The 26399-nt window shown below is 42.1% G+C and carries 28 protein-coding genes, 1 pseudogene and 1 riboswitch; of the genes and pseudogenes, 26 read left to right on the plus strand and 3 right to left on the minus strand.

Annotation, left to right across the window (positions count from 1 at the left end):
• The 13 genes and pseudogenes from O3646_RS00005 to yidD all read left to right on the plus strand — a co-directional run.
• A pseudogene (locus O3646_RS00005) lies at positions 1-294 on the plus strand (HAD family hydrolase); the annotation flags it as partial.
• A gap of 28 nt (positions 295-322) precedes the next feature.
• Positions 323-1009: a Bax inhibitor-1/YccA family protein gene (locus O3646_RS00010; RefSeq protein ID WP_155172411.1), complete on the plus strand. Its 687-nt coding sequence runs from the start codon at positions 323-325 to the stop codon at positions 1007-1009.
• A 95-nt stretch (positions 1010-1104) separates the two neighbouring features.
• Positions 1105-2355 (plus strand): diaminopimelate decarboxylase, encoded by a 1251-nt coding sequence (locus O3646_RS00015; RefSeq protein WP_371610332.1) that lies wholly within the window; start codon positions 1105-1107, stop codon positions 2353-2355.
• Positions 2356-2410: 55 nt separating this feature from the next.
• Positions 2411-2656, plus strand: a complete 246-nt coding sequence (locus tag O3646_RS00020; protein WP_195189419.1) for a YneF family protein — start codon at positions 2411-2413, stop codon at positions 2654-2656.
• Between the two features lie 77 nt (positions 2657-2733).
• Positions 2734-3528: a glutamate racemase gene (gene racE, locus O3646_RS00025; RefSeq protein WP_003008361.1), complete on the plus strand. Its 795-nt coding sequence runs from the start codon at positions 2734-2736 to the stop codon at positions 3526-3528.
• Positions 3525-4505 (plus strand): nucleoside-triphosphate diphosphatase, encoded by a 981-nt coding sequence (locus tag O3646_RS00030; RefSeq protein ID WP_371610333.1) that lies wholly within the window; start codon positions 3525-3527, stop codon positions 4503-4505. The genes racE and O3646_RS00030 overlap by 4 nt, the downstream gene beginning before the upstream one ends.
• A complete protein-coding gene (locus tag O3646_RS00035; protein WP_049474019.1) occupies positions 4478-4999 on the plus strand; it encodes a metallophosphoesterase in 522 nt (173 codons plus the stop codon). Before O3646_RS00030 ends, O3646_RS00035 begins: the two co-directional genes overlap by 28 nt.
• Positions 4996-5457, plus strand: coding sequence for a cyclic-di-AMP-binding protein CbpB (cbpB, locus tag O3646_RS00040; RefSeq protein WP_003008353.1), 462 nt, complete (start codon positions 4996-4998; stop codon positions 5455-5457). Before O3646_RS00035 ends, cbpB begins: the two co-directional genes overlap by 4 nt.
• Positions 5454-6185 carry a site-specific tyrosine recombinase XerD gene (gene xerD, locus O3646_RS00045; protein WP_070466407.1) on the plus strand — a complete coding sequence of 244 codons (732 nt, stop codon included), beginning with the start codon at positions 5454-5456 and terminating at the stop codon, positions 6183-6185. The genes cbpB and xerD overlap by 4 nt, the downstream gene beginning before the upstream one ends.
• Positions 6185-6904 carry a segregation/condensation protein A gene (locus O3646_RS00050; protein WP_049472072.1) on the plus strand — a complete coding sequence of 240 codons (720 nt, stop codon included), beginning with the start codon at positions 6185-6187 and terminating at the stop codon, positions 6902-6904. The genes xerD and O3646_RS00050 overlap by 1 nt, the downstream gene beginning before the upstream one ends.
• Positions 6888-7457, plus strand: coding sequence for an SMC-Scp complex subunit ScpB (gene scpB, locus O3646_RS00055; RefSeq protein ID WP_070587004.1), 570 nt, complete (start codon positions 6888-6890; stop codon positions 7455-7457). The genes O3646_RS00050 and scpB overlap by 17 nt, the downstream gene beginning before the upstream one ends.
• The gene (locus tag O3646_RS00060; protein ID WP_003005375.1) at positions 7447-8178 is read left to right on the plus strand and encodes a pseudouridine synthase; all 732 of its coding nucleotides are present in this window, start codon (positions 7447-7449) and stop codon (positions 8176-8178) included. Before scpB ends, O3646_RS00060 begins: the two co-directional genes overlap by 11 nt.
• Positions 8175-8417: a membrane protein insertion efficiency factor YidD gene (yidD, locus tag O3646_RS00065; RefSeq protein ID WP_371610334.1), complete on the plus strand. Its 243-nt coding sequence runs from the start codon at positions 8175-8177 to the stop codon at positions 8415-8417. The genes O3646_RS00060 and yidD overlap by 4 nt, the downstream gene beginning before the upstream one ends.
• A 223-nt stretch (positions 8418-8640) precedes the next feature.
• On the opposite strand, the gene O3646_RS00070 is transcribed toward yidD, so the two are convergent.
• Both O3646_RS00070 and trkA read right to left on the minus strand, forming a co-directional pair.
• A complete protein-coding gene (locus O3646_RS00070; RefSeq protein WP_371610335.1) occupies positions 8641-10080 on the minus strand; it encodes a TrkH family potassium uptake protein in 1440 nt (479 codons plus the stop codon).
• A gap of 5 nt (positions 10081-10085) precedes the next feature.
• On the minus strand, positions 10086-11441 hold the full coding sequence (gene trkA, locus O3646_RS00075; RefSeq protein ID WP_201036733.1) for a Trk system potassium transporter TrkA: 1356 nt from the start codon (positions 11439-11441) through the stop codon (positions 10086-10088).
• 333 nt (positions 11442-11774) lie between these two features.
• Here trkA and trmL point away from each other — a divergent pair, with 333 nt between their 5' ends.
• The 7 genes from trmL to O3646_RS00110 all read left to right on the plus strand — a co-directional run bounded on the left by trmL (position 11775) and on the right by O3646_RS00110 (position 17833).
• The gene (trmL, locus tag O3646_RS00080) at positions 11775-12317 is read left to right on the plus strand and encodes a tRNA (uridine(34)/cytosine(34)/5-carboxymethylaminomethyluridine(34)-2'-O)-methyltransferase TrmL (RefSeq protein WP_003008338.1); all 543 of its coding nucleotides are present in this window, start codon (positions 11775-11777) and stop codon (positions 12315-12317) included.
• Between the two features lie 79 nt (positions 12318-12396).
• A riboswitch (FMN riboswitch) is annotated at positions 12397-12546 on the plus strand.
• 202 nt (positions 12547-12748) lie between these two features.
• Complete coding sequence (locus O3646_RS00085; RefSeq protein WP_338120632.1) at positions 12749-13321, plus strand: ECF transporter S component; 573 nt, start codon at positions 12749-12751, stop codon at positions 13319-13321.
• Positions 13311-13961 (plus strand): phosphatase PAP2 family protein, encoded by a 651-nt coding sequence (locus O3646_RS00090; RefSeq protein WP_315376666.1) that lies wholly within the window; start codon positions 13311-13313, stop codon positions 13959-13961. Before O3646_RS00085 ends, O3646_RS00090 begins: the two co-directional genes overlap by 11 nt.
• Positions 13962-14018: 57 nt before the next feature.
• Positions 14019-14978: a TIGR01212 family radical SAM protein gene (locus O3646_RS00095; RefSeq protein ID WP_195623401.1), complete on the plus strand. Its 960-nt coding sequence runs from the start codon at positions 14019-14021 to the stop codon at positions 14976-14978.
• Positions 14962-15519, plus strand: a complete 558-nt coding sequence (locus tag O3646_RS00100) for a class I SAM-dependent methyltransferase (protein ID WP_125826897.1) — start codon at positions 14962-14964, stop codon at positions 15517-15519. The genes O3646_RS00095 and O3646_RS00100 overlap by 17 nt, the downstream gene beginning before the upstream one ends.
• Positions 15512-15766: a hypothetical protein gene (locus tag O3646_RS00105; protein WP_023918874.1), complete on the plus strand. Its 255-nt coding sequence runs from the start codon at positions 15512-15514 to the stop codon at positions 15764-15766. Before O3646_RS00100 ends, O3646_RS00105 begins: the two co-directional genes overlap by 8 nt.
• A 12-nt stretch (positions 15767-15778) precedes the next feature.
• Complete coding sequence (locus O3646_RS00110; RefSeq protein ID WP_371610336.1) at positions 15779-17833, plus strand: cation:proton antiporter; 2055 nt, start codon at positions 15779-15781, stop codon at positions 17831-17833.
• 338 nt (positions 17834-18171) lie between these two features.
• Here O3646_RS00110 and O3646_RS00115 read toward each other — a convergent pair whose 3' ends face one another.
• Positions 18172-18963, minus strand: coding sequence for an ABC transporter ATP-binding protein (locus O3646_RS00115; protein WP_024054785.1), 792 nt, complete (start codon positions 18961-18963; stop codon positions 18172-18174).
• Positions 18964-19037: 74 nt separating this feature from the next.
• Here O3646_RS00115 and O3646_RS00120 point away from each other — a divergent pair, with 74 nt between their 5' ends.
• The 6 genes from O3646_RS00120 (at position 19038) to O3646_RS00145 (ending at position 26351) form a co-directional block, all read left to right on the plus strand.
• Positions 19038-20165 (plus strand): AI-2E family transporter, encoded by a 1128-nt coding sequence (locus tag O3646_RS00120; RefSeq protein ID WP_003008322.1) that lies wholly within the window; start codon positions 19038-19040, stop codon positions 20163-20165.
• Between the two features lie 136 nt (positions 20166-20301).
• Positions 20302-21783 carry a M protein trans-acting positive regulator PRD domain-containing protein gene (locus tag O3646_RS00125; RefSeq protein ID WP_371610337.1) on the plus strand — a complete coding sequence of 494 codons (1482 nt, stop codon included), beginning with the start codon at positions 20302-20304 and terminating at the stop codon, positions 21781-21783.
• A gap of 115 nt (positions 21784-21898) precedes the next feature.
• Entirely contained in the window at positions 21899-23248 is a 1350-nt protein-coding gene (locus O3646_RS00130) for a hemolysin family protein (RefSeq protein ID WP_031574335.1), read from the plus strand.
• A 408-nt stretch (positions 23249-23656) separates the two neighbouring features.
• On the plus strand, positions 23657-24634 hold the full coding sequence (locus O3646_RS00135) for an ABC transporter substrate-binding protein (RefSeq protein ID WP_195424103.1): 978 nt from the start codon (positions 23657-23659) through the stop codon (positions 24632-24634).
• Between the two features lie 10 nt (positions 24635-24644).
• Positions 24645-25538 (plus strand): ABC transporter permease, encoded by an 894-nt coding sequence (locus O3646_RS00140; RefSeq protein ID WP_195424105.1) that lies wholly within the window; start codon positions 24645-24647, stop codon positions 25536-25538.
• Between the two features lie 9 nt (positions 25539-25547).
• Complete coding sequence (locus O3646_RS00145; RefSeq protein WP_195424107.1) at positions 25548-26351, plus strand: ABC transporter ATP-binding protein; 804 nt, start codon at positions 25548-25550, stop codon at positions 26349-26351.
• The last annotated feature ends 48 nt before the right edge of the window (positions 26352-26399 follow it).

Genomic DNA, 26399 nt, shown 5'->3' on the forward strand with positions numbered 1-26399 from the left:
CTGCATGACCTCTTTTACTATGATTGGCGCGAGACCAAGTTTACGAAAAGTCACGCCTGGATCCATCCCCGCATTGCCGTGAGAAATGCACGAAAGATCACAGATCTCAATGCCAAGGAAGAAGACATCATTATTAAACATATGTGGGGTGCTACCCTTGCCCCGCCTCGCTACAAAGAATCCTTCGTAGTGACGATGGTGGATAAATACTGGGCTGTTAAGGAAGCTTCAGAACCTTGGCGTAAAAAGATGGCCAAAAGGAGATTTTTTCATCGAAAAATGTTAAAATCATAGTAAACAAATTTGAAAGGAACTTGTTTATATGTATAATGATTCAGTAATCCAAGAACAAAGTGGATTGAATGCTTTTTATAACAAAGTCTACTCATTAGTTGGGATCGGTGTTGGGATTTCAGCCCTTGTGTCTGGTCTTATGATGACGGTCTTTCAAGATTTCTTCGTTCAAATCTTGACAACAGCACCAATGGTTTACTATGCAGCAGTGGTTGTAGAATTGATCTTGGTCTTTGTTGCAAGTGGGAAGGCTGTTAAAAATAGCCCGTCTGCTCTTCCGATCTTCTTGATCTACTCAGCTTTGAATGGCTTTACCTTGAGCTTTATCATTGCTCGCTACATGCAAGCAACTGTCTATAAGGCTTTCTTGGTCAGTGCCTTGATGTTTATTGTCATGGGAGCTATCGGACGCGTCGTGAAAAAAGACCTGTCTGGTATGGGACGTGCCTTGATGGGAGTCTTGATCGGTGTGATCATCGCTTCTGTTGTGAACATGTTCTTGAGAAGTTCTGGAATGGACTATATCTTGAGTATTATCTCTGTCTTCCTCTTTGCAGGATTGACAGCTTGGGATAACCAAAAGATTCGCTATGTCTATGATCAAACAAATGGTCAACCTGCTACAGGTTGGGCAGTAGCGATGGCTTTGGAACTTTATCTTGACTCTATCAACCTCTTTATCAGCCTTCTTCGTATCTTCGGAAGAAACGACTAATCAAAGAGCAATTGAGCTGGGGCAGTTGCCTCGGCTTTTTTTGTCTTCCGACTTGTGCTATACTAATAGTGACTAAAGTATAGAAATGAGCGCTTATGAAAACACCTTTTGTAACCCGTGAACAATTAGAAAGCCTGACCCAAAAATTTCCGACCCCTTTCCATCTCTATGACGAAGCAGGAATTCGTGAAACAGCGCGTGCCCTCCATCAAGCTTTTGCTTGGAATGAAGGATTTAAGGAATATTTTGCCATCAAGGCGACTCCTAACCCATCGATCCTAAAAATTTTGCAAGAAGAGGGCTGTGGAGTTGACACGGCCAGCTATGTCGAATTGTTGATGGCAGATAAACTGGGCTTTAGTGGAAAAGAAATCATGTTTTCTTCTAACAACACGCCAGCTGATGAATTTGTCTATGCTAGAGAATTAGGGGCAACGATCAATCTGGACGCCTATGAAGACATTGCTTTCTTGAAGTCTGTGACCAGCATCCCCAAGGTTATTTCTTGCCGCTATAATCCTGGTGGAGTTTTTGAACTGGGAACCGATATTATGGACAATCCTGAAGAAGCCAAGTTTGGAATGACCAAGGAGCAATTGATTCAAGCCTTTATTGAGTTGAAAGAACTAGGTGTGGAAGAGTTTGGTATTCACGCTTTATTGGCTTCTAATACTGTATCCAACGACTACTATCCAGAGTTAGCGCGTCAACTTTTTGAATTGGCAGTAGAAGTCGTCGAGAAAACAGGTGTCCACTTGGGCTTCATCAACCTCTCTGGTGGAGTTGGGGTCAATTACAAGCCAGAACAAGAACCAAATGATATTGACATTATTGGGGAAGGTGTGCATCGCGTTTTTGATGAGATTCTCAAACCAGCAGGACTTGGTCATGTGAAAATCTATACCGAGCTTGGTCGCTTTATGCTGGCTTCACACGGCCTCTTGGTAACCAGAGTGACGCATAAAAAGAAAACCTACCGGACCTATGTGGGTGTCGATGCTTCAGCTGTGAATCTTCTTAGACCGGCTATGTACGGTGCTTATCACCATATCACCAATATGGATCGTCCAGAGGAACCGACTGAAGTGGTCGATGTCGTGGGAAGTCTCTGTGAAAATAACGATAAATTTGCGAAACAACGTGAATTACCCGTGACGGAGATTGGAGATTTACTTGTGATCCATGACACCGGAGCCCATGGATTTTCAATGGGCTATCAGTACAATGCTAAGTTGCGTTCAGCAGAAGTTTTGCTTCAAGAAGATGGGCAGGCCCGTTTGATTCGTCGAGCAGAAAAACCAGAAGATTATCTTGCGACACTCTACGGCTTTGACATTGAAAAATAAGCGATTGTCTGATATAATGATAGTTATGTAAAAATAATGGATCGGAGAAAATTATATGAATCTCTTTTTAGGAATTTTGTTGATTATTTTAGCTTTCTTTGGTGGGATGGTTGCAGGAATGTTCTTGCTTCGTCGTCAATTTGAAAAAGAATTTGCATCAAACCCACGTTTGAATGTTGAAGCAGTTCGTACGCTTTTAGGAGCGAGTGGCCAACGCCCAAGCGAAGCAAAAGTTCAACAAGTCTATCGCCAAATTGTGAGCCAACAAAAATCAGCAATGGCGAAAAACAAGAAAAAATAAGAGTGGGGCAATCTCACGATAATAAATGAGAGGGGCTTGGAGGAATTTCTTAGTCCCTCCTTTTGGAAGGAAGAGATATGGATAACCGACCGATTGGTTTTTTAGATTCTGGAGTAGGGGGCCTGACTGTTGTCCGCGAATTGCTCCGTCAGCTTCCTCACGAAGATGTCGTCTATATTGGAGATTCAGCGCGTGCACCTTATGGTCCTAGACCAGCAGACCAAATTCGCGAGTATACTTGGCAGATGGTGAACTTCCTTCTGACCAAAAATGTCAAGATGATTGTCTTAGCCTGTAATACAGCGACTGCAGTGGTTTGGGAAGAAGTCAAGGAGAAACTCGATATTCCTGTTTTGGGAGTGATCTTACCCGGAGCTTCTGCAGCCATTAAATCGACGACCCATCAAAAAATTGGGGTCATTGGGACACCGATGACGGTTTCTTCTGGAATTTATAAAGAGAAGATTCAAAGTCTAGCACCAGACATGGAAGTCAGCAGTTTAGCTTGTCCCAAGTTTGTTCCTTTAGTGGAATCAAACGAGTTGGCATCCAGTGTGACCAAAAAGGTGGTTTACGAAACCCTAAAACCACTAGTTGGAAAGGTTGATACCTTAGTCTTGGGATGCACCCATTATCCCCTTTTAAAACCGATCATTCAAAATGTTATGGGACCGGATGTCAAATTGATTGATAGTGGGGCAGAGTGTGTTCGGGATATCTCCGTTTTATTAAACTATTTTGAGCTCAATAAGAGTCGCGAACTCTTAGAGCAGACCCACCGCTTTTATACAACTGCAAATGCCAATAGCTTTGCAGCGATTGCCGAAAAATGGCTAGAACGTTCAGTGAATGTGGAGCATGTAAATTTATGAGTGACAAACTATTTGAATACAAAGATCCCCAAGAATGGTATATTGCCCAATGGGGAGAAGATGCAGACTACAACCAATTTAGTCAAGTGCCTGCGGAAGCTTCCACTCTGTTAGATCAGCTGGAACTTCTCTTTGCCAAGGATCCTGAAGGATTCCCTCTCAATCTATCGGTGATGCGCTATGGTTCAGCCTTTCGTTTTCTGACCTTTTTGACCGAAATCTTGAATGAAGTCAAGGGAAGAGCTTTTGAAATAGTACAGCGTCAAGGAGCCTTGCTCTTGGTTGAAAAAGGGAAATTGCTCTATTTGCATTTGCCAAGTGATGGGGTGGATTTGGAAGCCTTCTTGGGTCAAGACAAGGTCAAAGATACGATTCTTATTGCGACTCGAAATGAGGGAAAAACCAAAGAATTCCGTAATATGTTTGAAAAGCTGGGCTTTGAAGTGGAAAATCTCAATCAATACCCAGAGCTTCCAGAAGTCGAAGAGACAGGTCTGACCTTTGAAGAGAATGCCCGCCTAAAAGCTGAAACGATTGCAGAGCTAACTGGGAAAACAGTCTTAGCAGATGATTCAGGTTTGAAGGTAGATATCTTGGGAGGCTTACCAGGAGTTTGGTCAGCTCGCTTTGCGGGAGTTGGTGCGACAGATGCGGAAAACAATGCGAAATTGTTGCACGAATTGGCCATGGTTTTTGACTTGAAAGATCGTTCAGCTCGGTTCCATACGACCTTGGTGGTTGCAAGACCAGGCAAGGAAAGCCTAGTGGTGGAGGCAGATTGGCCAGGGTATATTAATTTTGAGCCCAAAGGGGAACACGGCTTTGGCTATGACCCTCTCTTCTTAGTTGGGGAAACGGGCCGTGTTGCTGCTGAATTAACGCTAGAAGAAAAAAATACACAATCACATCGTGCTTTAGCTGTTAAAAAGTTATTGGAGGTATTTCCATCATGGCAAAGCAAACAATCATCGTTATGAGTGACTCACATGGAGACCGCTCCATTGTTGAAGCTATTAAAGAAAAATACCTAGGCCAGGTCGATGGGATCTTTCACAATGGGGATTCTGAACTAAAAAGTGATGATCCTGTCTGGAAAGGGATCCACGTTGTCCAAGGAAATATGGATTTTTATGATGGCTATCCGGAACGCTTGGTGACCCAACTAGGGCCAACACGGATCATCCAGACCCACGGACATCTTTTCCAGATCAATTTTAGTTTTCAAAAATTGGATTTGTGGGCCCAAGAGGAGGAAGCAGATATCTGTCTATACGGCCACCTTCATATCCCAGATGCTTGGAAGGAAGGAAGAACCCTCTTTGTGAATCCTGGATCCGTTAGCCAACCTCGTGGTCTGATTCGCGAGTGTTTGTATGCCAAGATAGAGATTACCGATTCGAACTTCAAGGTAGAGTATTATACGCGAGATCATGAATTGTACCCTGAATTGACAAAGGAGTTTAGCAGATGATAGCAAAGGAATTTGAACGTTTCTTGCTGGCGCAGGAAGAGACGTTCTTAACTCCTGCCAAAAATTTAGCGGTCTTGATTGATACCCACAATGTAGACCATGCGGTCTTGCTGTTGAGCCAGATTAGCTATAGTCGCATCCCGGTAGTGACGGATGAACGCAAGTTTGTGGGGACGATCTCCCTAACGGATATTCTATCTTATCAATTGAAACACGAGATTCCTGAGGAGACTTTTGCTTCGATGGATATCGTAGACGTTGCAAAGAAGGAGGTCGGGGTCATCGGCTTAGACTTCAATTTGACAGAAGTCCTTCACAAGTTGGTGGATGACTCCTTCTTATCAGTGGTGGATGAAGAAGGTTATTTCCAAGGGATTATTACTCGGAAATCTATCCTCAAAGCCATCAATTCGCTGATGCATAATTTTTCAAATGAATACGAGATGATTCCAAAATGAAAGAATTTATTGCAAGTTTTATTGATCAAAAAGAACTAAGTGAAAATTCTCAGTCAGCCTATTTCTATGATTTGGACCAATTTATTGAATCAATTCATGGAAAAGTGACGCCGACGAATTTGAGAATTTACCAAGCTTCGATTAAAGATTTTAAACCGGCGGTTCAAAAACGAAAATTATCCGCTGTTAACCAATTTTTATATTATTTGTATCAAGAACGCTTTATTTCTGAATACCATCGTTTGGTCTTGCCTAAAATTCAACCGGCCAAGATCCATGATCGTGAATTGTTGGATCTGACCCATTTTTGGGAAGAATCAACTAACCCACAGGGACGCTTGATGGCCTTATTGATTCTGGAGATGGGCTTATTGCCAAGTGAGATCCTCCAAGTCAAGGTCGAAGATATTCAGCTGGACTTTCATGTCATTCGAGTGGGCAAAGATGGCCAAAAACGGGTTTTAAAAGTTCCAGAGCCTTTACTGGATGAGTTGCAACTCTTCCTCGATGGTGTCTATCTCTTTGATAATAAAGGAAAATCTTACTCCCGTCAGTGGGGATTCCGACAGTTAGAAGCCTTCTTGATCGAAAAAGGCAACCAAGACCTTTCGGCCCAATCAATTCGTGAGCAGTATATTTTGAAACAACGTGAACTCGGTGTGGATCTCTTTAGTATTGCGCGTGAATTGGGCCTAAAAACCATGGTGACATTAGAAAAATATAAATAATGGATATTAAAATAAAAGATTTTGAAGGGCCTTTGGACCTCTTGCTCCACTTGGTCTCTAAATACCAGATGGATATCTATGAGGTCCCCTTGATTGAGGTGATTGAACAGTACCTGGCTTATCTGGCGACTCTCCAGGCTATGAAACTAGAGGTAGCAGGGGAATACATGCTGATGGCTAGTCAACTAACCCTGATCAAGAGTCGTAGACTTCTTCCTAAGGTCGCAGAGGAGATGGATGAAGCAGAGGATCTAGAGCAGGACCTCCTTTCTCAATTGGAAGAGTACCGTACTTACAAGCAATTAGGAGAGTTGATGGCCTCGCAGCACGAGGAGCGCGCCCTCTATTATTCGAAACCAAAGATGGAATTGGTCTATGACGATACCGAATTACTTCATGATCGCACCACGGTGGATCTCTTCTTGGCTTTCTCAAAACTATTGACGAAGAAAAAAGAAGAATTCCGCCAGAACCATACAACCATTGTCAAGGATGAATACAAGATTGAGGATCTGATGGACCAGCTGCGTCACCGATTCCACGATCGCTCACAAGTTCTCTTACAGGACTTGTTTCTAGAAGCAGCGGATCTCCAAGAGGTCATTACCCTATTTCTTGCAACCCTTGAATTGATCAAGATCCAAGAGGTCACAGTGGTACAGGATACGGCTTTCGGAGAAATTTACTTAAATAGGATTGAACATGAGCAAATTAGCTGAAATTGAAGCACTCTTATTTGTAGCGGGTGAAGAGGGAATTACTGCCAGACAAATCGCAGATCTTCTCTCTTTACCCCCAACAGGTGTGGTGCAAAGTTTAGAAAAATTGGCCCAAAAATACCAGGAGGATACAGGTACGAGTCTGTGTTTGATGGAGACAGCTTCCCGTTATAAATTGGTGACAAAGGCAGACTACGCTTCGGTTTTACGAGACTATTCTAGAACGCCTATGAACCAAAGTTTGTCTCGGGCTGCCCTTGAAACCTTGTCAATTATTGCTTATAAGCAACCGATCACCCGCGTGGAGGTCGATGATATTCGAGGTGTCAATTCCAGTGGTGCTATTACCAAACTACTGTCATTTGATCTGATCCGCGAAGACGGAAAAAAAGAAGTCCTCGGGCGTCCTAATTTGTATGTCACGACGGAGTATTTTTTGGATTATATGGGGATCAATCATTTGGAGGAATTGCCAAAGGTTGAGGAAGTGGACATCGATCCAGAAGAAGGTCAATTATTTTCAGAGAGAACAGAGGAACTAGATGAGAATTAACAAATATATTGCCCATGCAGGCGTGGCTAGTCGTCGCAAGGCCGAAGAACTGATCAAGCAAGGCTTGGTGACGGTCAATGGCCAAGTTGTGCGTGAATTAGCGACTATCATTAAAACCGGTGATCAGGTTGAAGTAGAAGGGACTCCAATCTATAACGAAGAAAAGGTCTATTATCTTTTAAATAAGCCACGTGGCGTCATCTCTAGTGTATCAGATGATAAAGGGCGGACAACAGTCGTTGACCTTTTATCTCAAGTACCAGAGCGCATCTACCCAGTGGGACGTTTGGACTGGGATACATCTGGTGTCTTGATTTTGACCAATGATGGTGATTTTACAGATGAGATGATTCACCCGCGCAATGAAATTGATAAGGTCTATGTGGCGCGTGTCAAAGGGATTGCCAATAAGGAAAACTTGCGTCCCTTGACGCGAGGGGTGACCATTGATGGAAAGAAAACCAAGCCAGCGACTTACGAGATCTTAAAAGTGGATGTTGAAAAGAACCGTTCAGTGGTTCAGTTGACCATTCATGAAGGGCGCAACCACCAGGTCAAAAAGATGTTTGAAGCTGTAGGACTTTTAGTGGACAAACTCTCTCGAACCCAGTTTGGAAACCTAGATGTCTCAGGACTTCGTCCGGGTGAATACCGTCGCTTGAACAAAAAAGAAATCAGCCAGTTGCACAATCTAGCAGTGACTAAATCTAAAAAAGCATGAAAAAAATCCTGATTACTATGGTCAGAGGCTATCAAAAATGGATCTCTCCCATATTTCCGCCTTCTTGTCGCTTTCAACCGACCTGTTCCAATTATATGATCCAAGCGATTGAACGTTTTGGTGTGAAAGGTGTCTTGATGGGGATTGCCAGGATTCTACGTTGCCATCCTGGAACCAAAGCAGGACCAGACCCCTTGCCAGACCATTTTAGTCTGAAGCGAAATGAAGAATCAAAATAGGCCGATCGCAAATAAACAGAAACGAGGCTGGGACAAAAGTCCTAGCCTCTCAATTATTTTTGGATTGTCGAGCAAGACGCAGTGGTTGAGTGGGCTCTACTACGCTGATTTCATCAGCTTTTACAGCCCTACTCAACTGTGCGGAGGTGGGACGACGAAATCGAATTCTAACGAATGACCGATTTCTGTCCCACTCTCGTTGATTTTGTACAAGAGTTGTCTATCAGCGTTTAGACCACGTTTTAGGGAGGAAGAGAAGAATCATTGGATAGATTTCAAGCCGTCCGGCAATCATGGCTAAGGAAAGTAACAGTTTTGAAATCGGACTAAAGATGGAGAAGGTTTGACCTGTTCCAATCATAGGTCCAATGTTGTTGAAACAACTAAAGACAGCGCTGACAACCGTCATGAAGTTATTATTGTCTAGACTGACTACAAAGAGCAAGCCGATTGTGATAAAACTGTATATTGTAAAGTACTTGAGGATCTGATGCTGTGTATCCTTATCCAATACCGTATCATTGACATGCAAGGTTAGAACGCGATTCGGAGACAAGGTCGAAAGAACCTGATTTTTTGCGATTCGCCATAAGGTCAAGCACCGAATGACTTTAAGCCCCCCAGCGGTCGATCCAGCAGAACCACCGATGACCATCAGCATCAAGAGGATGAACTGAGAAAAGAGAGGCCATTTTTCCGTCGTTCCATAACCAAAACCGGTGGTGGTGATGATATTGGACACTTGGAAGAAGGAAATCTCAAAGCTCTTCGCAACATTAGCATAGAGATGAAGGCAATTGTAGGCAATCAATACGCTAGATAGGATTACAATAGTGATGTAGGTCCGCAATTCCTCATCTTTAAAGAAGGCCTTGAATTTTCGGATCATGAGGAAGTAGTAGAGGTTAAAGTTAACCCCAAAGACCAAGACCCCGATACTGACCAAATAGGTGATCAAACTACTATTGTAGTGGGCAATCCCATCGTTAAAGACAGTAAAGCCCCCAGTACCAGCTGTCCCCATGGCGATGACAAAACTATCATACAGGGGCATGCCAGCAAGGAAATAAAGAACCACAAAGAGGAAGAACAAACCCAAGTACAAGAAGTAGAGAATTTGAGCCGTGTTTTTTAATTTGGAAACGACCTTGCCAAACACTGGACCAGGAACCTCTGCCTTCATGACTTCCAGGTGGCTGTTCTTGTTATTGTCCATAATTGCAAGGGCGAAGACCAATACTCCCATCCCCCCTATCAAGTGGGTAAAACTACGCCAAAAGAGGAGAGAGTGGCTGAGGACACCCACATCGTCTAAAATCGTTGCCCCTGTTGTTGTAAAGCCGGAGCTGACTTCAAAGAAGGCATCGATAATGTTTGGAATTTGGCCCGAAAAGACAAAGGGAAGGGCACCAAAGAAGGACCATAGGATCCAACAAAGTGCTACAATCAGGACTCCTTCCTTAGCATAGATGTGAAAATCCTTTGGTTTGTGAAAACTACCAAGGAGGCCAAACGCAAGTAGGATGGCCATGGTTGCTCCAATAGAGACAAAGACTTTGGCAGGTTCCCGATAGATTGCAGCGACCACTAGGGGAACGATTAGGAGACCTGCCTCGATTAAGAGGAGTTTGGATAAGAGGTAACGAATCATGCTTCTATTCATCAGGCTTACCTCTCAAGTAGATCGTAGATTTTAGTGACATTTTGAATCAAGGTGGTCACGATAATCCGATCCCCTACCATCAAACGGTCATCTCCATTTGGGAAAATAGCTTTGCCGTCTCGAATAATGGCAGCGATCAAAACGCCCTTCTTCAATTTCAATTCAGAGAGGGGATATTGGGTTAGTTTGTTGTCTTCCTTAATTTGGAACTGCAAGGTTTCAATCCGGCCGTTTGCGACATGGTGCAAGGCTTCTAGGTTTGAGAACTGTGCATTGTAGCGCCCGCGAATAAAGTGCATAATGGTGTCTACAGCGATGCGTTTTGGAGTGACAATACTGGTCATATCCTGATCGCCAATGATCTCCAACAGACTGGTTCGGTTGACTTTGGTAATGTTCTTTTTGACTCCGACAGAATCCAAGAACATGGAGGTGATGATGTTTTCTTCATCGACCCCTGTCAAAGTAGCCACAGCATCAAAGTTATTGGCACTCTCTTCTAAAAGAATGTCTTTAGCGGTTCCGTCTCCATGGACGACATAGAGGTCAGGGAATTCTTGGCTAAAGAATTCAGCTCGTTCGCGATTGACTTCGATGACCTTGAGATCGATTTTGCGACGCACATCCTGGAGAATATTGAGTAGATAGTAGGCAATTTTTCCGGCACCAATCATCATCATGCTCTTAATGACTTGAGGTCGGACATTGTTGTGGAAGAGAACGATCTCGATCCTATTTCCTGTCACGAAAATCTTGTCTTGAGGTTGCAAAACAAAGTCTCCATTTGGAATCGTGAGTTCATTGCCACGCTCGATCGCACAAACAATGACATTTCCGTATTTCTTTCGGAATTGGGATAGGCTCATATTGCAGAGATTGCTATCTGGCTTGATCTTAAATTCCATCAAGGCAACACGGCCGTTTGCAAAATGCTCCACAGAAAGGGCATTTGGGAAGTCAATGATATTAGCAATATAACGAGCTGTCAGCAATTCAGGATTGACAACCAGGGAGAAGCCCAAGATATTTTTTTCCTTGAAGTAGGAATTGGAATATTCCGGATTTCGCACCCGAACGATGGTTTCTTTGGCTCCCATTTTTTTAGCTAAAACAGCAGAAACCATGTTCACTTCGTCGTACTCGGTCATGGAAATGAAGATATCGCAGTCTTCAACATCTGCTTGCTCCAAGATCTTGAAGTTTGCGCCATTTCCTAAAATCCCAATGATATCAAACCGTTTGGTAATATGGTTGAGAACGGATTCGTCTTTTTCGATCAAAATAACATCGTGGTTTTCAGCAACGAGAGAACGACAAAGGGCCGTTCCGACCTTTCCTCCACCAACAACAATAATTTTCATAGATTACCTCCAGAGTATGCTTCTATCATACTCTATTTTCAAGAAAAATTCATCTATTTTAAGGACTTTCTGGAGGAATTATACCAAGCTAATAACAAGTGGGAAAAATTGTTAAAATAGAAGAATGAGGAGGAATCGAAAACTTTGATATAGTTTCTTAAAAAAATCTAAAAAAACTATTGACAGGAGCTTCAAAAGTGATATACTTAAGAGGTACCTTCGTTGATTTACCTCAAACCTGTTGTGAGTTAAGTTAATGAAGCTGTAACCACGCTGTTTGCTGAGCTTGACTCCGGGCAGTGTGGCTATTTTTTTATCAGAAAGAGATCGAGTATGAATATTGAAGAACTAGACTACCAAGAGTCAGCGGCTCAAAACCACATCGTCTTGTTCCAACCTCAGATTCCGCAAAATACGGGCAATATTGCACGGACTTGTGCGGCAACCAATTCCCCCTTACATATTATTCGTCCCATGGCTTTTCCGATCGATGATCGCAAGATGAAGCGAGCAGGACTCGATTACTGGGACAAGCTGGATGTCCGTTTCTATGATAGCTTAGAAGAGTTTATGGAAGCAGCGCGTGACGGTCAGGTGCACTTGGTGTCTAAGTTTGCAAATCAGACCTATTCGGATGTTTCTTATCAGGATGGGAAGTCCCATTATTTCTTGTTTGGACGCGAGGATAAAGGTTTGCCGGAAGATTTTATGCGCCAGCACGAGGAGAAGGCCATTCGCATTCCGATGAATGATGAGCATGTCCGTAGTTTAAATGTCTCCAATACTGTCTGCATGATTGTCTATGAGGCACTCCGCCAGCAAGGTTTTAAGGGGCTGGAGTTGAGCCATCGTTATGAGCACGACAAGCTCAAATAAGAACGAAAATTAAAACCCGAACGATGTAATCCATGACGTTACAAAAACTTGCCTAGGCAAGTTTTTTTTGTTATCATAAAAGGGTCTTCAGGGCAGGGTGTAATTCCCGACCGGCGGTGACTTTTACTAGGAAATGTTCTTTTCCATACTCTAAAAGAAGTCCGCGAGCGCAAGCTGATGTGGTGTGACTCCACAACCGACAGTATAGTCTGGATGGGAGAAGACGAGAGACGAATAGACTGACAGCTATTCTGATCTGTTTAGAGCTGATGCATGGAAATGGAACGTTAGGGTCTAAGACTGACTAACGGCATGTTTCGATGGAGACCAGCTAAAGTAACTAGAATAGTTTCTAGTTTAAGCTTTGTTTAAATAGTTTAGAGTAGAATGATGGGGTAGACGTCTTTCCAGCTTCTCTAATTTTTAAAAAATTGGAGGAACCTGTTATGACAAATACACGTAAACTGACCCTAGTGGCTGTTTTATCCGCTTTATCTTTTATTTTGATGTTCTATCAATTTTCTTTCTTGATAGATTTCTTCAAAATTGATTTGAGTATCATCGCCATTTTGTTGGCCTTGGTCCTATTGGATTTTAAAAGTGCCGTTTGGGTAACCTTGATCCGATCTGTTCTTAAGTTAGCCCTTAATAATAAGGGGCTTGAAACCTTGATCGGATTACCAATCAATATCATTGGAGTTCTTGTTTTTGTCCTTGCTTTTGCATGGATTTGGAACAAGGAACGGACCCATGGTCGATTTGTTCTGGCAATGATTGTTGGAACGATCAGCTTGAGTATCACGATGGTATTGGTGAACTATGTCTATGCAATCCCTTTGTATGCTCGTTTTATGAACTATGATATTTCGAAAACACTAGGGCTTGTCCACTATTTAGCCGCAATGGTTGCACCGTTTAACCTGATCGAAGGAGTGATTTGGGCCATCGCATTTGGGTTGATCTATACCTTATTGCAACCGATTTTGAAAAAATATGAAAAATAAACAACAACATTGGGCGAGGGCAAGCTTCGCCCTTCTCATTTTTGTCATTCTTGGGTATGTGATTCGCTTTTACCCGCAACAATTAACAGGCTTTGATAGCACGATTCAATCTGCTATTCGAGGCGATCTGCCTGCAACACTGACGGCCTTCTTTACCAAGGTGACCCATGTCATGGATACCAAGATCATTGTCATCTGGGTGGGGCTTCTGCTGGCGGTTTTTGCCTATAAGAAGTGGTACAGTGAGGCCCTCTTCCTTGGGAGCAATCTGGTATTGACTGCTCTTTTGGTTCTTCTTCTAAAGAATATCTACCAGAGACCGAGACCAAGTATTCTTTATCTAGTAGAGGAAAAAGGCTTTTCTTTCCCGAGTGGTCATTCACTGGCGTCTACTCTTGTTTTGGGAAGTTTGATCATCATCATCAGCCAACATGTAAAAAATAAAACAGCCCGCTATTGCCTTCAAGGCTTGCTGGTTCTGGGAATCGTGACCATTGTGGTTTCCCGCGTTTATGTCGGGGTCCACTACCCATCAGACGTTCTCGGCAGTATGATTTTGGGTCTCGCTGTCTTACAGTTTGAGTATCCCTTGTATGATCGCTTGCGATTTCAATGGCGCTTTACAGGTAAGCAAAAATAAGCATCTAACAACTAGGAGTTGAACTCGCGTTTTGAGTTCGACTCTTTTTTTGCTATAATGAAGGGTATGAAATCCTACAATACCTTGAATGATTATTATCGAACCCTATTTGGAGAAAAGACTTTTAAAGTCCCTATTGATGCAGGCTTTGATTGTCCCAATCGAGACGGAACAGTCGCCCATGGTGGCTGTACTTTTTGTACGGTCTCGGGTTCAGGAGATGCCATTGTGGCCCCAGAAGCTCCGATTCGAGAACAGTTTTACAAAGAGATTGATTTTATGCATCGGAAATGGCCAGATGTGAAGAAGTACCTGGTCTATTTTCAAAATTTCACCAATACCCACGATAAAGTGGAAGTCATTCGAGAGCGGTATGAACAGGCCATCAATGAACCAGGAGTGGTAGGAATCAACATTGGTACGCGTCCGGACTGTTTACCAGATGAGACCTTAGCCTACCTAGCAGAGCTGACAGAGCGCATGCATGTGACGATCGAGTTGGGGCTTCAGACGACTTATGAAGCGACTTCTGAATTGATCAATCGGGCCCATAGTTATGATCTCTATGTTGAAACAGTCAAGCGTATTCGCAAACGGGTCCCCAAGGCAGAGATCGTATCCCATTTGATCAATGGCCTTCCTGGGGAGACGCATGAGATGATGGTGGAAAATGTTCGCCGTTGTGTGACCGATAATGAAATTGATGGCATCAAGTTACACCTCTTGCATTTGATGACCAATACACGGATGCAACGGGACTATCATGAAGGACGACTTCAACTCATGAGCCAGGAGGAGTATGTCAAGGTCATCTGTGACCAGTTGGAGATCATCCCCAAACACATTGTCATCCACCGGATTACAGGGGACGCGCCAAGGGATATGTTGATTGGCCCTATGTGGAGCCTCAACAAATGGGAAGTCCTAAACGCCATTGAAACTGAAATGCGTCGGCGTGGAAGTACCCAAGGATGTAAGCTAGAAGAAAAGGAGACTGCTGATGCTTCGACCACTTGAAATGGCCCATCAATTTTTAGCAGAAGTCATCACCAAAGAAGATGTGGTGGTGGATGCGACCATGGGAAATGGACATGATACGGCCTTTTTAGCCCAACTTGCAGGCCAGGTCTATGCCTTTGATATTCAAGAACAAGCACTTGTAAATACCCGAGAACGATTGGAAAAGTTGGGTCTTCAACATGTCCGGTTGATTTTGGATGGCCACCAGCATGTGGACCAATATGTGGAGACCCTCAAAGCAGCTATTTTTAATCTGGGGTATCTGCCATCTGCAGATAAGTCGGTCATTACTCTTCCTGCTACCACGATTGAAGCGATGGAGAAAATCTGTGCTCGCCTAGAAAAAGGTGGGCGAATGGCTATTATGATCTATTATGGTCATGAGGGAGGAGACATCGAGCGTGATGCAGTGCTGGACTTTGTTAGTCAGCTTCCTCAAAAAGACTATACAGCGACCATCTACCGGACACTGAATCAAGTGAATCAGCCACCGTTTTTGGTCATGATCGAAAAATTAGAAAGCTACCGTCATGGATAAAGAATATTTAAAGAATAAAATCGAAGGATTGAGACATCATTTTGTCGAATCAACCATCCACGAGCGTGCAATAGGTTTTTATGATGAAGCTCATATGACCAAAAAGATGCTCAAAATAAAAAAGAAATTGGTTTCGCTTGAGATGGAACGGTGCCAAAAGAAGATTGAGCACAAGGATGTAACCAAGACAGACCAAAAGATTGCGGAGTTAAAACAGCAATTTGAGACCTGCTGCCAAGAACGCTAAGGAGGGAGTGATATGGAACTACTCCTTTATGCAGTGATCTTTTCGATGATTTTGATCGTCTCAAATGCCACCAATAAACTTGTGCCAAGTCTTCCTCTACCCTTGATTCAAATTTTACTAGGGATTGGTTGGGCCCTCTTTGTGCCAGAAGAAAATTTTCATCTGGATACCGAGCTCTTTCTGGCGCTGGTCATTGGCCCTCTCTTATTTCGAGAAGCAGAAGAAGCAGATATTACTTCCGTCTTAAAGCACTGGCGGATCATCCTCTATTTGATTTTCCCAGTGATTTTTATCTCCACCATTAGTTTGGGCTGGGCAGCTCACTCCTTGTGGCTGAGCCTTCCTTTAGCAGCCTGTATGGCAGTTGGGGCAGCCCTTGGGCCTACCGACTTAGTAGCCTTTGCCTCCCTGTCTGAGCGCTTTAGCTTTCCAAAGCGGGTTTCGAATATCTTAAAAGGCGAAGGGTTACTAAATGATGCCTCAGGTCTAGTTGCCTTTCGAGTGGCCTTGGCAGCTCTTGCGACCGGAAGTTTCTCTCTTGGAGAGGCAGGGATTTCCTTAGGAATCTCCATCATTGGAGGATTTGCAGTGGGGATCTTAACGGCCTTTGTGAACCGGTGGTTGCAAACCTTGCTCTTGAGTGTTCGCGCCAGTGATATTGCCAGTGAATTGTTATTAGAACTGAGTCTCCCACTGTTGACCTTCTTCCTAGCAGAAGAACTCCATGTCTCTGGTATCATTGCAGTAGTTGTGTCAGGGATCCTAAAAGCCAGTCGCTTTAAGCACATTACCCTCCTTGAAGCGCGGGTAGATACTGTGAGTCATACTGTCTGGAATACGGTCAACTTTATCTTAAATGGGTCGGTCTTTGTCATCTTAGGAATGGAATTGGAAATGATCTCCAAGCCCATCTTAAGTAGTCCCATTTACAATAATCTTCTTTTAGTTCTTTCTGTCTTTCTGTTGACAGCCTTGCTCTTTTTGATTCGTTTTGTCATGGTTTACCTCTTTTATTGGTTCCGAACGGTTCGACTAAAAAAATCGTTAAGAAATTATCTAAAAGATGCCTTATTGCTGACCTTTTCGGGTGTGAAGGGAACGGTTTCGATTGCGACGATTCTTTTGATTCCAACCAAGATCGAAAAAGAATACCCTATCCTACTCTTTTTAGTGGCAGGAGTGACCCTTGTCAGCTTTATTGCAGGCTTAGTGGTACTTCCAAAATTATCAGAAGAAAAGGAAGAAACCAATGACTACCTGATGCAGATCGCGATTTTAAATGATGTCGTCATGGAATTAGAAGCAGACCTAAAGAATAGCAAGCACAAGGGTCCCTTGTATGCGGCGATTGATAACTACCATGGCCGCATAGAAAACTTGATTCTAGGCCAAGAAAACAGGCTCATTCAAAGGGACTGGGAACAGTTGAAGCTCCTGATTTTGAGTATTGAAAGTGACGGCTTGGAACAGGCTTATGAAGAAGGGAAGATTCGAGAGCGAGGCTACCGCGTCTACCAACGCTATCTTCGCAATATGGAGCAACGTGTCAATCGCAATCTTTCGTCTCGCTTAACCTATTACCTCTTGGTGTCTTTCCGTCTCTTGCGTTTATTAGTTCATGAGATCTTAACTTTTGGGTCTGGCTTGCGAAACTGGTGGACCCGAGAGGAAAGCAAGTTAGAGGCCATTGATTATGACCAGATTGCGGCCCTTTATCTGGCCAATACGGAAATCATCATCGAAAGTTTGGAAGACCTCAAGGGGATTTATCGGAGCAGTTTGATCTCTTTCCTCCAAGAATCTCGTCTGAGAGAAACAGCTATTATTACCAGTGGGGCCTTTGTGGAGCGGGTTATTAATCGCGTGAAACCAAATAATATCGATGAAATGTTGAGAGGCTATTATTTGGAGCGTAAGATTATTTTTGAATATGAAGCGCAACACCTGATTACCGCTAAGCAAGCGCGCCGTATGCGACAAAATGTCAATGAATTAGAAAGCTATTCCCTAAGAGAAAGTGCCAATACGCTTCCATACGATTTGATCGAGTATGCACGGAATAGATAAAAGTAAAAGTGCTAAGATAAAATCTTAGCACTTTTCAGATTGAGGACAAAGTTATCTTAAAAACTTTCCTTAAGTGAGTACGGACGTCAGCGAACTTCTACGAAGTTCCATGACTAATTATTGAGCCTAAGGTCTCAATAATTCCGAGTGCCTGAAACTTAATAGTTTCAGGCACTTTTCTCACGGCGGAAAGTTTCAGTAGACGATTGAATAATTCTAACGAATAAATTTTTTTATTCTTATAGAATTTATTAGATTTGTAAAGAAGAACTGTTTGTCTATACTCTCGAAGTGCTAAGATGAGAATCTTGGCACTTTTTGCTTTATTCATTTTCTTTTCAGTGTGCGATTTCTGGTTTGACAAAGAGTCGCTCATCACCAAGATCAATAAGGGATACTGGTGCTTCATAAAATTGGCTAAGGACATGGGGAGTTAGGATCTTTTCCTTTGGTCCTTGCTCGACCACTTGGCCATGTTTGAGTAAGAGGACATGGGTCATGTCTGTTGTAATTTCCTCGGCATGATGGGTGACGTAGATCATGGTAGGCGCGTGATCCAGTTGTTTGATATGATGGATCTGACGGAGGAGCTTTTCTCTGGCAAAGAGATCCAATCCACTAGAAGCTTCGTCAAAAATGATCAGATCTGGCTGGTCCATGAGGCTTCGTGCAATGAGAACGGTCTGCTTTTCTCCCTGGGAGAGCTCACGGTATTTGCGGCCGATCAAAGAGCTAGCCCCAATTGAAGTTAGCATATCCCGTGCCCAGTTCAGTTCTTCCTCCCCGTATGCAGCATATAAAATACTGCTCTTGTATTGACCAGTTAGGACAATTTGCTCTGTCAAAAGATGTTCTGGCAGTCTTTCTGAAATAAAGGAGCTAACGATCCCAATACGCTTACGTAACTCAGGAATACCCCCTTCTCCAAAGCGGGTTCCAAGGACCGTTACCTGGCCAGAACTAGCCCAGTATTCAGACATGAGCAGTTTGAGGAGGGTCGATTTTCCTGCTCCATTTAAGCCTAAAATCGCCCAACATTCATTTTCTTTTACTTGCCAGTTAATCTCTTTTAAAAGGGCTTTTCCATTGCGGATCAAATTGACGTCTTGTAGTTCAATCAAATTATTCATAACTTCATCCTTTTGATTAAAATCTCCTTTATTCTATCATAAAATATGGTAGAATAGAAAACAGGAGGTAAGGAATGTTTCGAAATAGTAAATTGTTATTCTGGACATGTGAGATCTTATTATTGACGGTGATTTTCTATATTTGGAAATCAATGGGGACTTTAATTTCTCCATTTGTATCTGTTCTGAATACCATCCTCTTACCATTTTTAATTGCAGGTTTTTTATATTACATTACCAATCCGATTGTTGAATTGTTGGAAAAACACTTAAAAATCAAGCGTGTGTTTGGTATTTTGATCACCTTAGTTCTGTTGTTTGGGATCATTGGCTTAGGGATCTTTTATCTGCTCCCCATCTTAATCAATCAGTTAACCAGTTTGATCAATTCAACTCAAGGACTTTACTGGGAAGTTCAAAGTTTGGTTCGAAAACTCTCGACCAATCCTTTGTTCCAGAATGTGAATATCCAGTCGACGATTCAGCAGTTGAATCTCTCTTATATGGATATCCTACAAAATCTCTTGAATAGTGTGACCAACAGTTTAGGAAGTGTGGTTAACACCATTGTTAATACGGTCTTTATCTTGATCATGACCCCTGTCTTCTTAGTTTATTTCTTGGTCGATGGGAAGAAGTTATTACCGATGTTGGAGCGGACCATTTTACGCAATGACAAACTCCACATTTCAAGCCTCTTGATTAGTTTGAATGAAACGGTCTCTCGCTATATTAGTGGGATTTCGATCGATGCCTTTATCATTGGAACCCTAGCCTACATTGGCTATAGTTTTATTGGATTGAAGTATGCTTTGGTCTTTGCCATTTTTTCTGGATTGGCCAATCTCATTCCATATGTAGGACCAACCATCGGGTTGATTCCGATGATCATCACCTATGCCTTCACAGATATGGATATGATGATCAAAGCAGTCATTTACATGTTGATTATCCAGCAGATCGATGGGAATATTCTTTATCCGCGTATCGTTGGAGGCGTGATGAAGGTTCACCCGATTACCATTATGGTTCTCTTATTGCTCTCAAGTAATATTTACGGCATTATCGGGATGGTCGTTGCGATTCCAGTCTATTCGATTGGAAAAGAAATTGTAAAATTCTTGGTAAATCTTTATGATAACCACCGTGCTGCTAAGGAGCAGAAGAAAAAAGAAGAATTTGGTATCATTAATAAATCATAGACTCTAGCGCCTATATGGGCCTTGGAGTCTTTTTTGTACAGTTTTTTGAAAAAATGCTGGAAAAAAGTCAACAAGTGCTATGAAATGTGTTAAAATATAAGTGATTTTGAAAGAAAATATGAAAAGGTAGGAAAAGATGAGACTGCTCTTATCGAAAAAACAAAGACGGCAATTGCAATTATTGGAAATCTTGATTAAGGAAAAAAGATGGTTCCACTTGAAAGAGTTGGCCAAGCGTTTGGATTGTACAGAACGTTCGTTAAAAGAAGATTTGTCTAATCTTCGTAGTACATTTGATGACTTTTTAATTGAATCATCTACCAATGGGATCAAGATCAGTTATGAGGATTCGGTTGGGCTTGAGGTGATTTACCATCACTTTTTTAAAGAATCACAAGCCTTTGCTTTGATTGAATATCTCTTTTTCAACAAGGATGTTTCCAATGAATATATTTGCAGAAAGTTTGATTTGAGTTACCAATCTTTCTACCGCTTGATTCGGACGATTAATCAGAAGCTTCAAACCAAATACAATGTAAAGATTGATTTGAAACCCTTGAACCTTGTCGGAGATGAGATTGACGTTCGTTTCTTTTATGCCCAATATTTTGCAGAGCGTTATTACTATATGGAGTGGCCTTTCCCAGAATTTAAGGAAGAGGCTGTGACCGATTTGATCACCTTCTTCTTCAAGCTCTATGGCTATCCATTGACCTTCTCTGTACTCAGGTCTTATAAAGTTCTCTTGACAGTCTACTTGTCACGGATTAAGCAAGGCTATTTTATTGACATGCCAACGAACTATGATGTGTATAAGGACCAGTATCAAGGGGTGACCAATGTCGAGGAGATGTTGCGCTACTTTAGCTTGCAGTTGGGTGTCGAGTTGAATGAAAAAGTGCTGGAGCAATTCTTCATCATCTTCATTCAAGAAAATTTCTATTTCAGCCCAGAAAGCTTGATCGAAGCTGCAGAAACAGATTCTTATGCCAAAGAATCAACGACGCTCATCAGAGATATGTTCAAGGATCTATGCTATACCTATGATTTAGACATTGAAAATCTTGATGAGATGTTGATGCATGTCCATAACACGTCTCATCTCGATCGGAAGGAATTATTCTCTGAGTTTCTCTTATTTGATACCAAGACCAATACCAACGAAGATTTCATGAGCATCTTCCCAGCCTTCTATGATGATTTGAGGGAGCATATCATCACTTATATGAAGACCATGAAGCATGATCTGAATGATGAGATCATCAAGCACATGATCTACACGGTCTACACTCACTGGGAACGTCTCTTACCACAGTTATTGCGCCGTCGGAAGTCTATTAAGGTCTTGATTATCAGTCGTTTTGACGATCACCATGCCAAATCCATGATTGATTTCCTAGATTTCTACTGTACGGATAACTTTGAATTTACGCAGATGATCAAGTACAATCTAACCGTAAACGATATCGAAGCTTCGGATGCAGATGTGGTGGTAGCCAACTTTATGATGCCTGAATTAAAGAAAAAACCATTTATTTGTACAAGTAGTCTCTCATCGCTTGAGCTAGTTGAAAAACTCAATGCCTTCTTTTATGATTTTACCAGTGCAGAACACTAAAATCAGGACTTGGTCCTGATTTTTTGATGGTAAAAAAAGAAAATTTTATAGAAGAATGCAGGCTCTCCTATTTTGTGGTATAATATACAATATTATATACTGGAGGAAATTATCCATGGAAGACCCTGGCAGTCAGGAAATTTTACTGGAATTTATTTTATTGATTGTTTTGACATTATTGAACGCCTTTTTCTCGGCGACTGAAATGTCAATGGTATCGTTGAATCGCTCTCGTGTAGAGCAAAAGGCTGAAGAAGGAGATAAAAAATACATTCGTCTTCTTAGCGTATTGGAGCAACCGAACCATTTCTTATCCACTATTCAGGTGGGGATCACCTTGATTACCATCTTATCTGGGGCGAGTCTTGCGGATAGCCTTGGACATGTCATTGCTGGATGGATGGGCAATACTAAAACGGCTATTGCAGCTGGAAGCTTTTTATCTCTAGCGTTTTTGACTTATATTTCGATCGTATTTGGTGAACTCTATCCGAAACGAATCGCCATGAACCTGAAAGATGAGTTAGCTGTTCGAACAGCTCCGATTGTCATTTTATTAGGAAAAATTGTTAGCCCCTTTGTTTGGTTGCTTTCAGCGTCGACCAACCTTTTGAGCCGTATCACGCCAATGGAATTCGATGATCCGGATGAAAAGATGACGCGGGATGAAATCGAGTATATGCTGACCAATAGTGAAGCAACACTAGATGCGGACGAGATTGAGATGCTCCAAGGGATCTTTTCATTAGATGAAATGGTAGCGCGTGAAGTCATGGTGCCACGGACAGATGCCTTCATGGTTGATATCAATGATGATACCAAAGAAATCATTGAAAGTATCCTTAAGCAAAACTTTTCACGGATTCCTGTCTATGATGATGACAAGGACAATGTCATCGGTCTCATCCATACCAAACGTCTCTTGAACGAAGGATTTATCAATGGCTTTGATAATATTGTCTTAAGAAAGATTTTACAAGAACCTTTGTTTGTTCCAGAGACCATTTTTGTGGATGATCTTTTGAAGGAATTGCGCAATACCCAAAATCAAATGGCTATTCTGCTTGATGAATATGGTGGGATGTCTGGTTTGGTTACTCTTGAAGACCTTTTGGAAGAAATAGTCGGTGAAATTGACGATGAGACTGACAAAGCAGAAATTGATGTCTTTGAAATTGCGGACAATACCTATGTCGTACAAGGAGCCATGTCACTAAATGACTTTAACGAATATTTTGATGTTGAGTTGCAAAGTGATGATGTGGATACCATTGCAGGGTATTATCTGACAGAGGTTGGGCGAATTCCAACCTTGAAAGAGCGACTCAGCTGTGAAGTCGATAGTCAAAAGAAACACCTCATTTTGACAAACGACAAAGTAAAAAATGGTCGTGTGACCAAGGTGAAAGTTGAAATTTCTGAAATCGTCGAGGAAGATGAAGAAACTAAATCAAAAGAAGATTAAAAAATAGAGGCCTGGACGTGTTCCAGCCTCTGTTTTTTTCTTGTCAGGACCAGTTGAATTTTCAAAAAATTTCAAAAATTTCTGAAATAGTCTTGACAGCCAAAAAAAATTAAGGTAAGATAATACCCATAAAAAAAGAAAGCAGAAAATAAACATGAAGCAACAAGCCATTTCAACTCAAAAATTTTACTTTAGCTACTTTAGATAGTGTTTGTAGACATGATCTCATGGATGCAAACAACCCAAGCAATTTGTTTGTATCTATGTGGCTAAGATTTTTGATGATGGTCCATAGAGCTAGTATCTAAATGGACCGAGGTTTTGTAACTTGTTGGAGAATTTCAAGCATCCGTTTAGAGTATCATCTAAGCGGATTTTTTGTTTATTTTGCAGAAAAGGAGTCAATAAATGAAAGTAGTGAAAAAATTGCTAGCACCTGTCCTGGTTGTAGGACTTCTGTTAACATCATTGGTGACCTTACACAATCTAAAGGATACTAAAAAAGACAATGTCTTTCGAATTGGGATTTCCCAGTACATCACCCATAAGTCGCTCGATGCGACACGAAAAGGCTTTATCGAGGAGTTGAAGAAAGAGGGTTATGTAGATGGGAAAAATATTCAGATCGATTTCCAAAATGCTCAAGGGGAGCAACGAAATCTGAAAAATATTTCTAAACAATTGGCAGAAGAAAGTGATCTAGTCTTTGCGATTGCAACCCCTTCTGCACAAAGTTTGGCTAATACCACTAAATCAACACCTATTGTCTTCTCAGCTGTCACAGATCCTTTGGCAGCGAAATTGGTGAAAAACTTGAAAGAACCAGGTGGCAATATCACAGGGACAAGTGACCAGTCAGAAGATGCGATCGCTACACAGGTAGACATGATTAAGCAAGTGCTTCCAACGGCGAAAACAGTTGGGATTCTCTATACGCAAAGTGAGCCTAACTCCGTCGTCCAAAAAGACAATGCGAAGAAGATCTTAGAAGCTAAAGGCTATCAAGTGGTTGAAAAAACAATTCTTGATAGTAACAATGTGAAAGCTGCAGCAGACAGTATCATGTCAGAGGCAGATATCGTCTTTGTTCCGACGGACAATATTATCTCTTCTACAATGGACACTGTCAAACAGGTTTCTATCAGCCATAAGGTGCCAGTTTTTGGTGGGTCTGCTGAGATGGTGGCTACTGGTGGTTTGTACAACTTTGGTACCGATTATGAGGAATTGGGAAGACAAGCTGCTCGGATGGCTGTTCGCATCATGAAGGGTGAGAAAACTGGAAAAGTCGCAGTTGAAACACCTGAAAAATTAGAATTGCATACCAATAAAGAGATGGCTAAAGAGCTTGGAATTGATATTAGCTCGTTGAAGGTAGAAAAATAGGAGGTTTGAGATGAATTTCGTTTTATCAAGTTTATCAGAAGGTTTATTGTGGTCGATCATGGCGATCGGTGTTTACTTAACATTTCGAATTTTAGATATTGCCGATATGACGGCAGAAGGAGCCTTTCCACTTGGGGCAGCAGTTGTAGCCTCACAAATTCAAGCGGGAAGAAACCCTTGGGTTGCAACCTTGTTGGGCTTTTTAGCAGGGATGATTGCAGGCTTGGTTTCTGGGGTTCTCCATACAAAAATGAAAATTCCAGCCCTCTTGACAGGGATTGTCACTTTGACGGGGCTCTACTCTATCAATATCAAAATTATGGGAGGGGTTCCTAACCTTTCTATTGGAGATGCAGGTACCATTTTCAAGAGTGTCATGAAATTTGGACTTTCTAATGAAGAAGCTGTCTTTTTGATTAGTATTTCCTGCTTGATCATCGTATGTATCTTGTTGACCCTCTTAATGAAGACGCAACTTGGCTTGGTTCTGCGCTCGACAGGTGATAACATTCCGATGAGTGAGGCTAATGGGGTCAATGTGGACAACATGAAGATGTTGGGCTACATGATTTCAAATGGCTTGATTGCCCTTTGTGGCGCTATGTTTGCTCAAAATGATGGTTTCTCAGATGTGACTTCTGGGACAGGGACGATCGTGGTTGGCTTGAGTGCGGTGATTATCGCTGAGGTTTTGATCCACGAATTGACCATTGGTTGGCGCTTGCTTTCAATCGGGGTTGGAGCCATTGTTTATCGTTTGATTATCTTAAATATATACGAGATCCCAAATCTCGATCAAAATATGGTTCGTCTCTTCAATGCGATCTTGCTCGCAATTGTCTTGTTCGCTCCTGAGGCGCAAAAACGGCTTCGTGTTCGCGGATTGAAGTTAGGAAATAAGTAGGAGAAAAGTATGGCAACATTATTATCAATTGAAGGCATTCATAAGACATTTGAAGCAGGAACGGTTAATGAAAACCACGTCTTAAAAGGATTGGATCTCCAAGTAGAAGAAGGGGACTTCATTTCGGTCATCGGTGGAAATGGAGCTGGGAAATCAACCTTGATGAACATCTTGGCAGGAAATCTAGTCGTGGATGAAGGGGATATCTTGCTAGAGGGTAACTCCATCAAAAATACGAGTGTTCGGAAGCGTGCGAAAGATATTGCGCGTGTCTTCCAAGATCCTAAAATGGGGACAGCTTCTCGTTTGACCATTGAAGAAAATATGGCCATTGCCCAACGTCGTGGAAAATCTCGTGGGTTGGGCTGGGGAGTTCGGGAGAAGGATCGCGAATGTTTCCGTGAAGCCTTGAAGGAATTGAACATTGGTTTAGAGAACCGTCTCAAAGTCGATACTCAATATCTATCTGGTGGGCAACGTCAAGCTTTGACTTTGGTCATGGCAGCCTTGGTTAAACCCAAACTCTTGCTTCTGGATGAACATACCGCAGCGCTTGATCCCAAGACCAGTGAAATGGTCATGGAATTGACACAAAAGATCGTGGAAAGCCATGATTTGACAACCTTGATGATTACGCATGATATGAACCATGCTATCGAATACGGCAACCGCTTGATCATGCTCTACCAAGGCAAGATCGTTGTCGACGTCAAAGGAGAAGAAAAGAAAAACCTAACGGTTGAAGATTTGATGCGCCTCTTCCAACAAAACAGTGGTGAAACCCTGGTTAGTGATGAATTGGTATTAGGATAAAATAAAAGAGAGTGGGACAGAAATCGGTCATTCGTTAGAATTCGATTT

This window comes from Streptococcus sp. 27098_8_148, from assembly GCF_041432105.1.
Lineage (GTDB): Bacteria > Bacillota > Bacilli > Lactobacillales > Streptococcaceae > Streptococcus > Streptococcus parasanguinis_AE.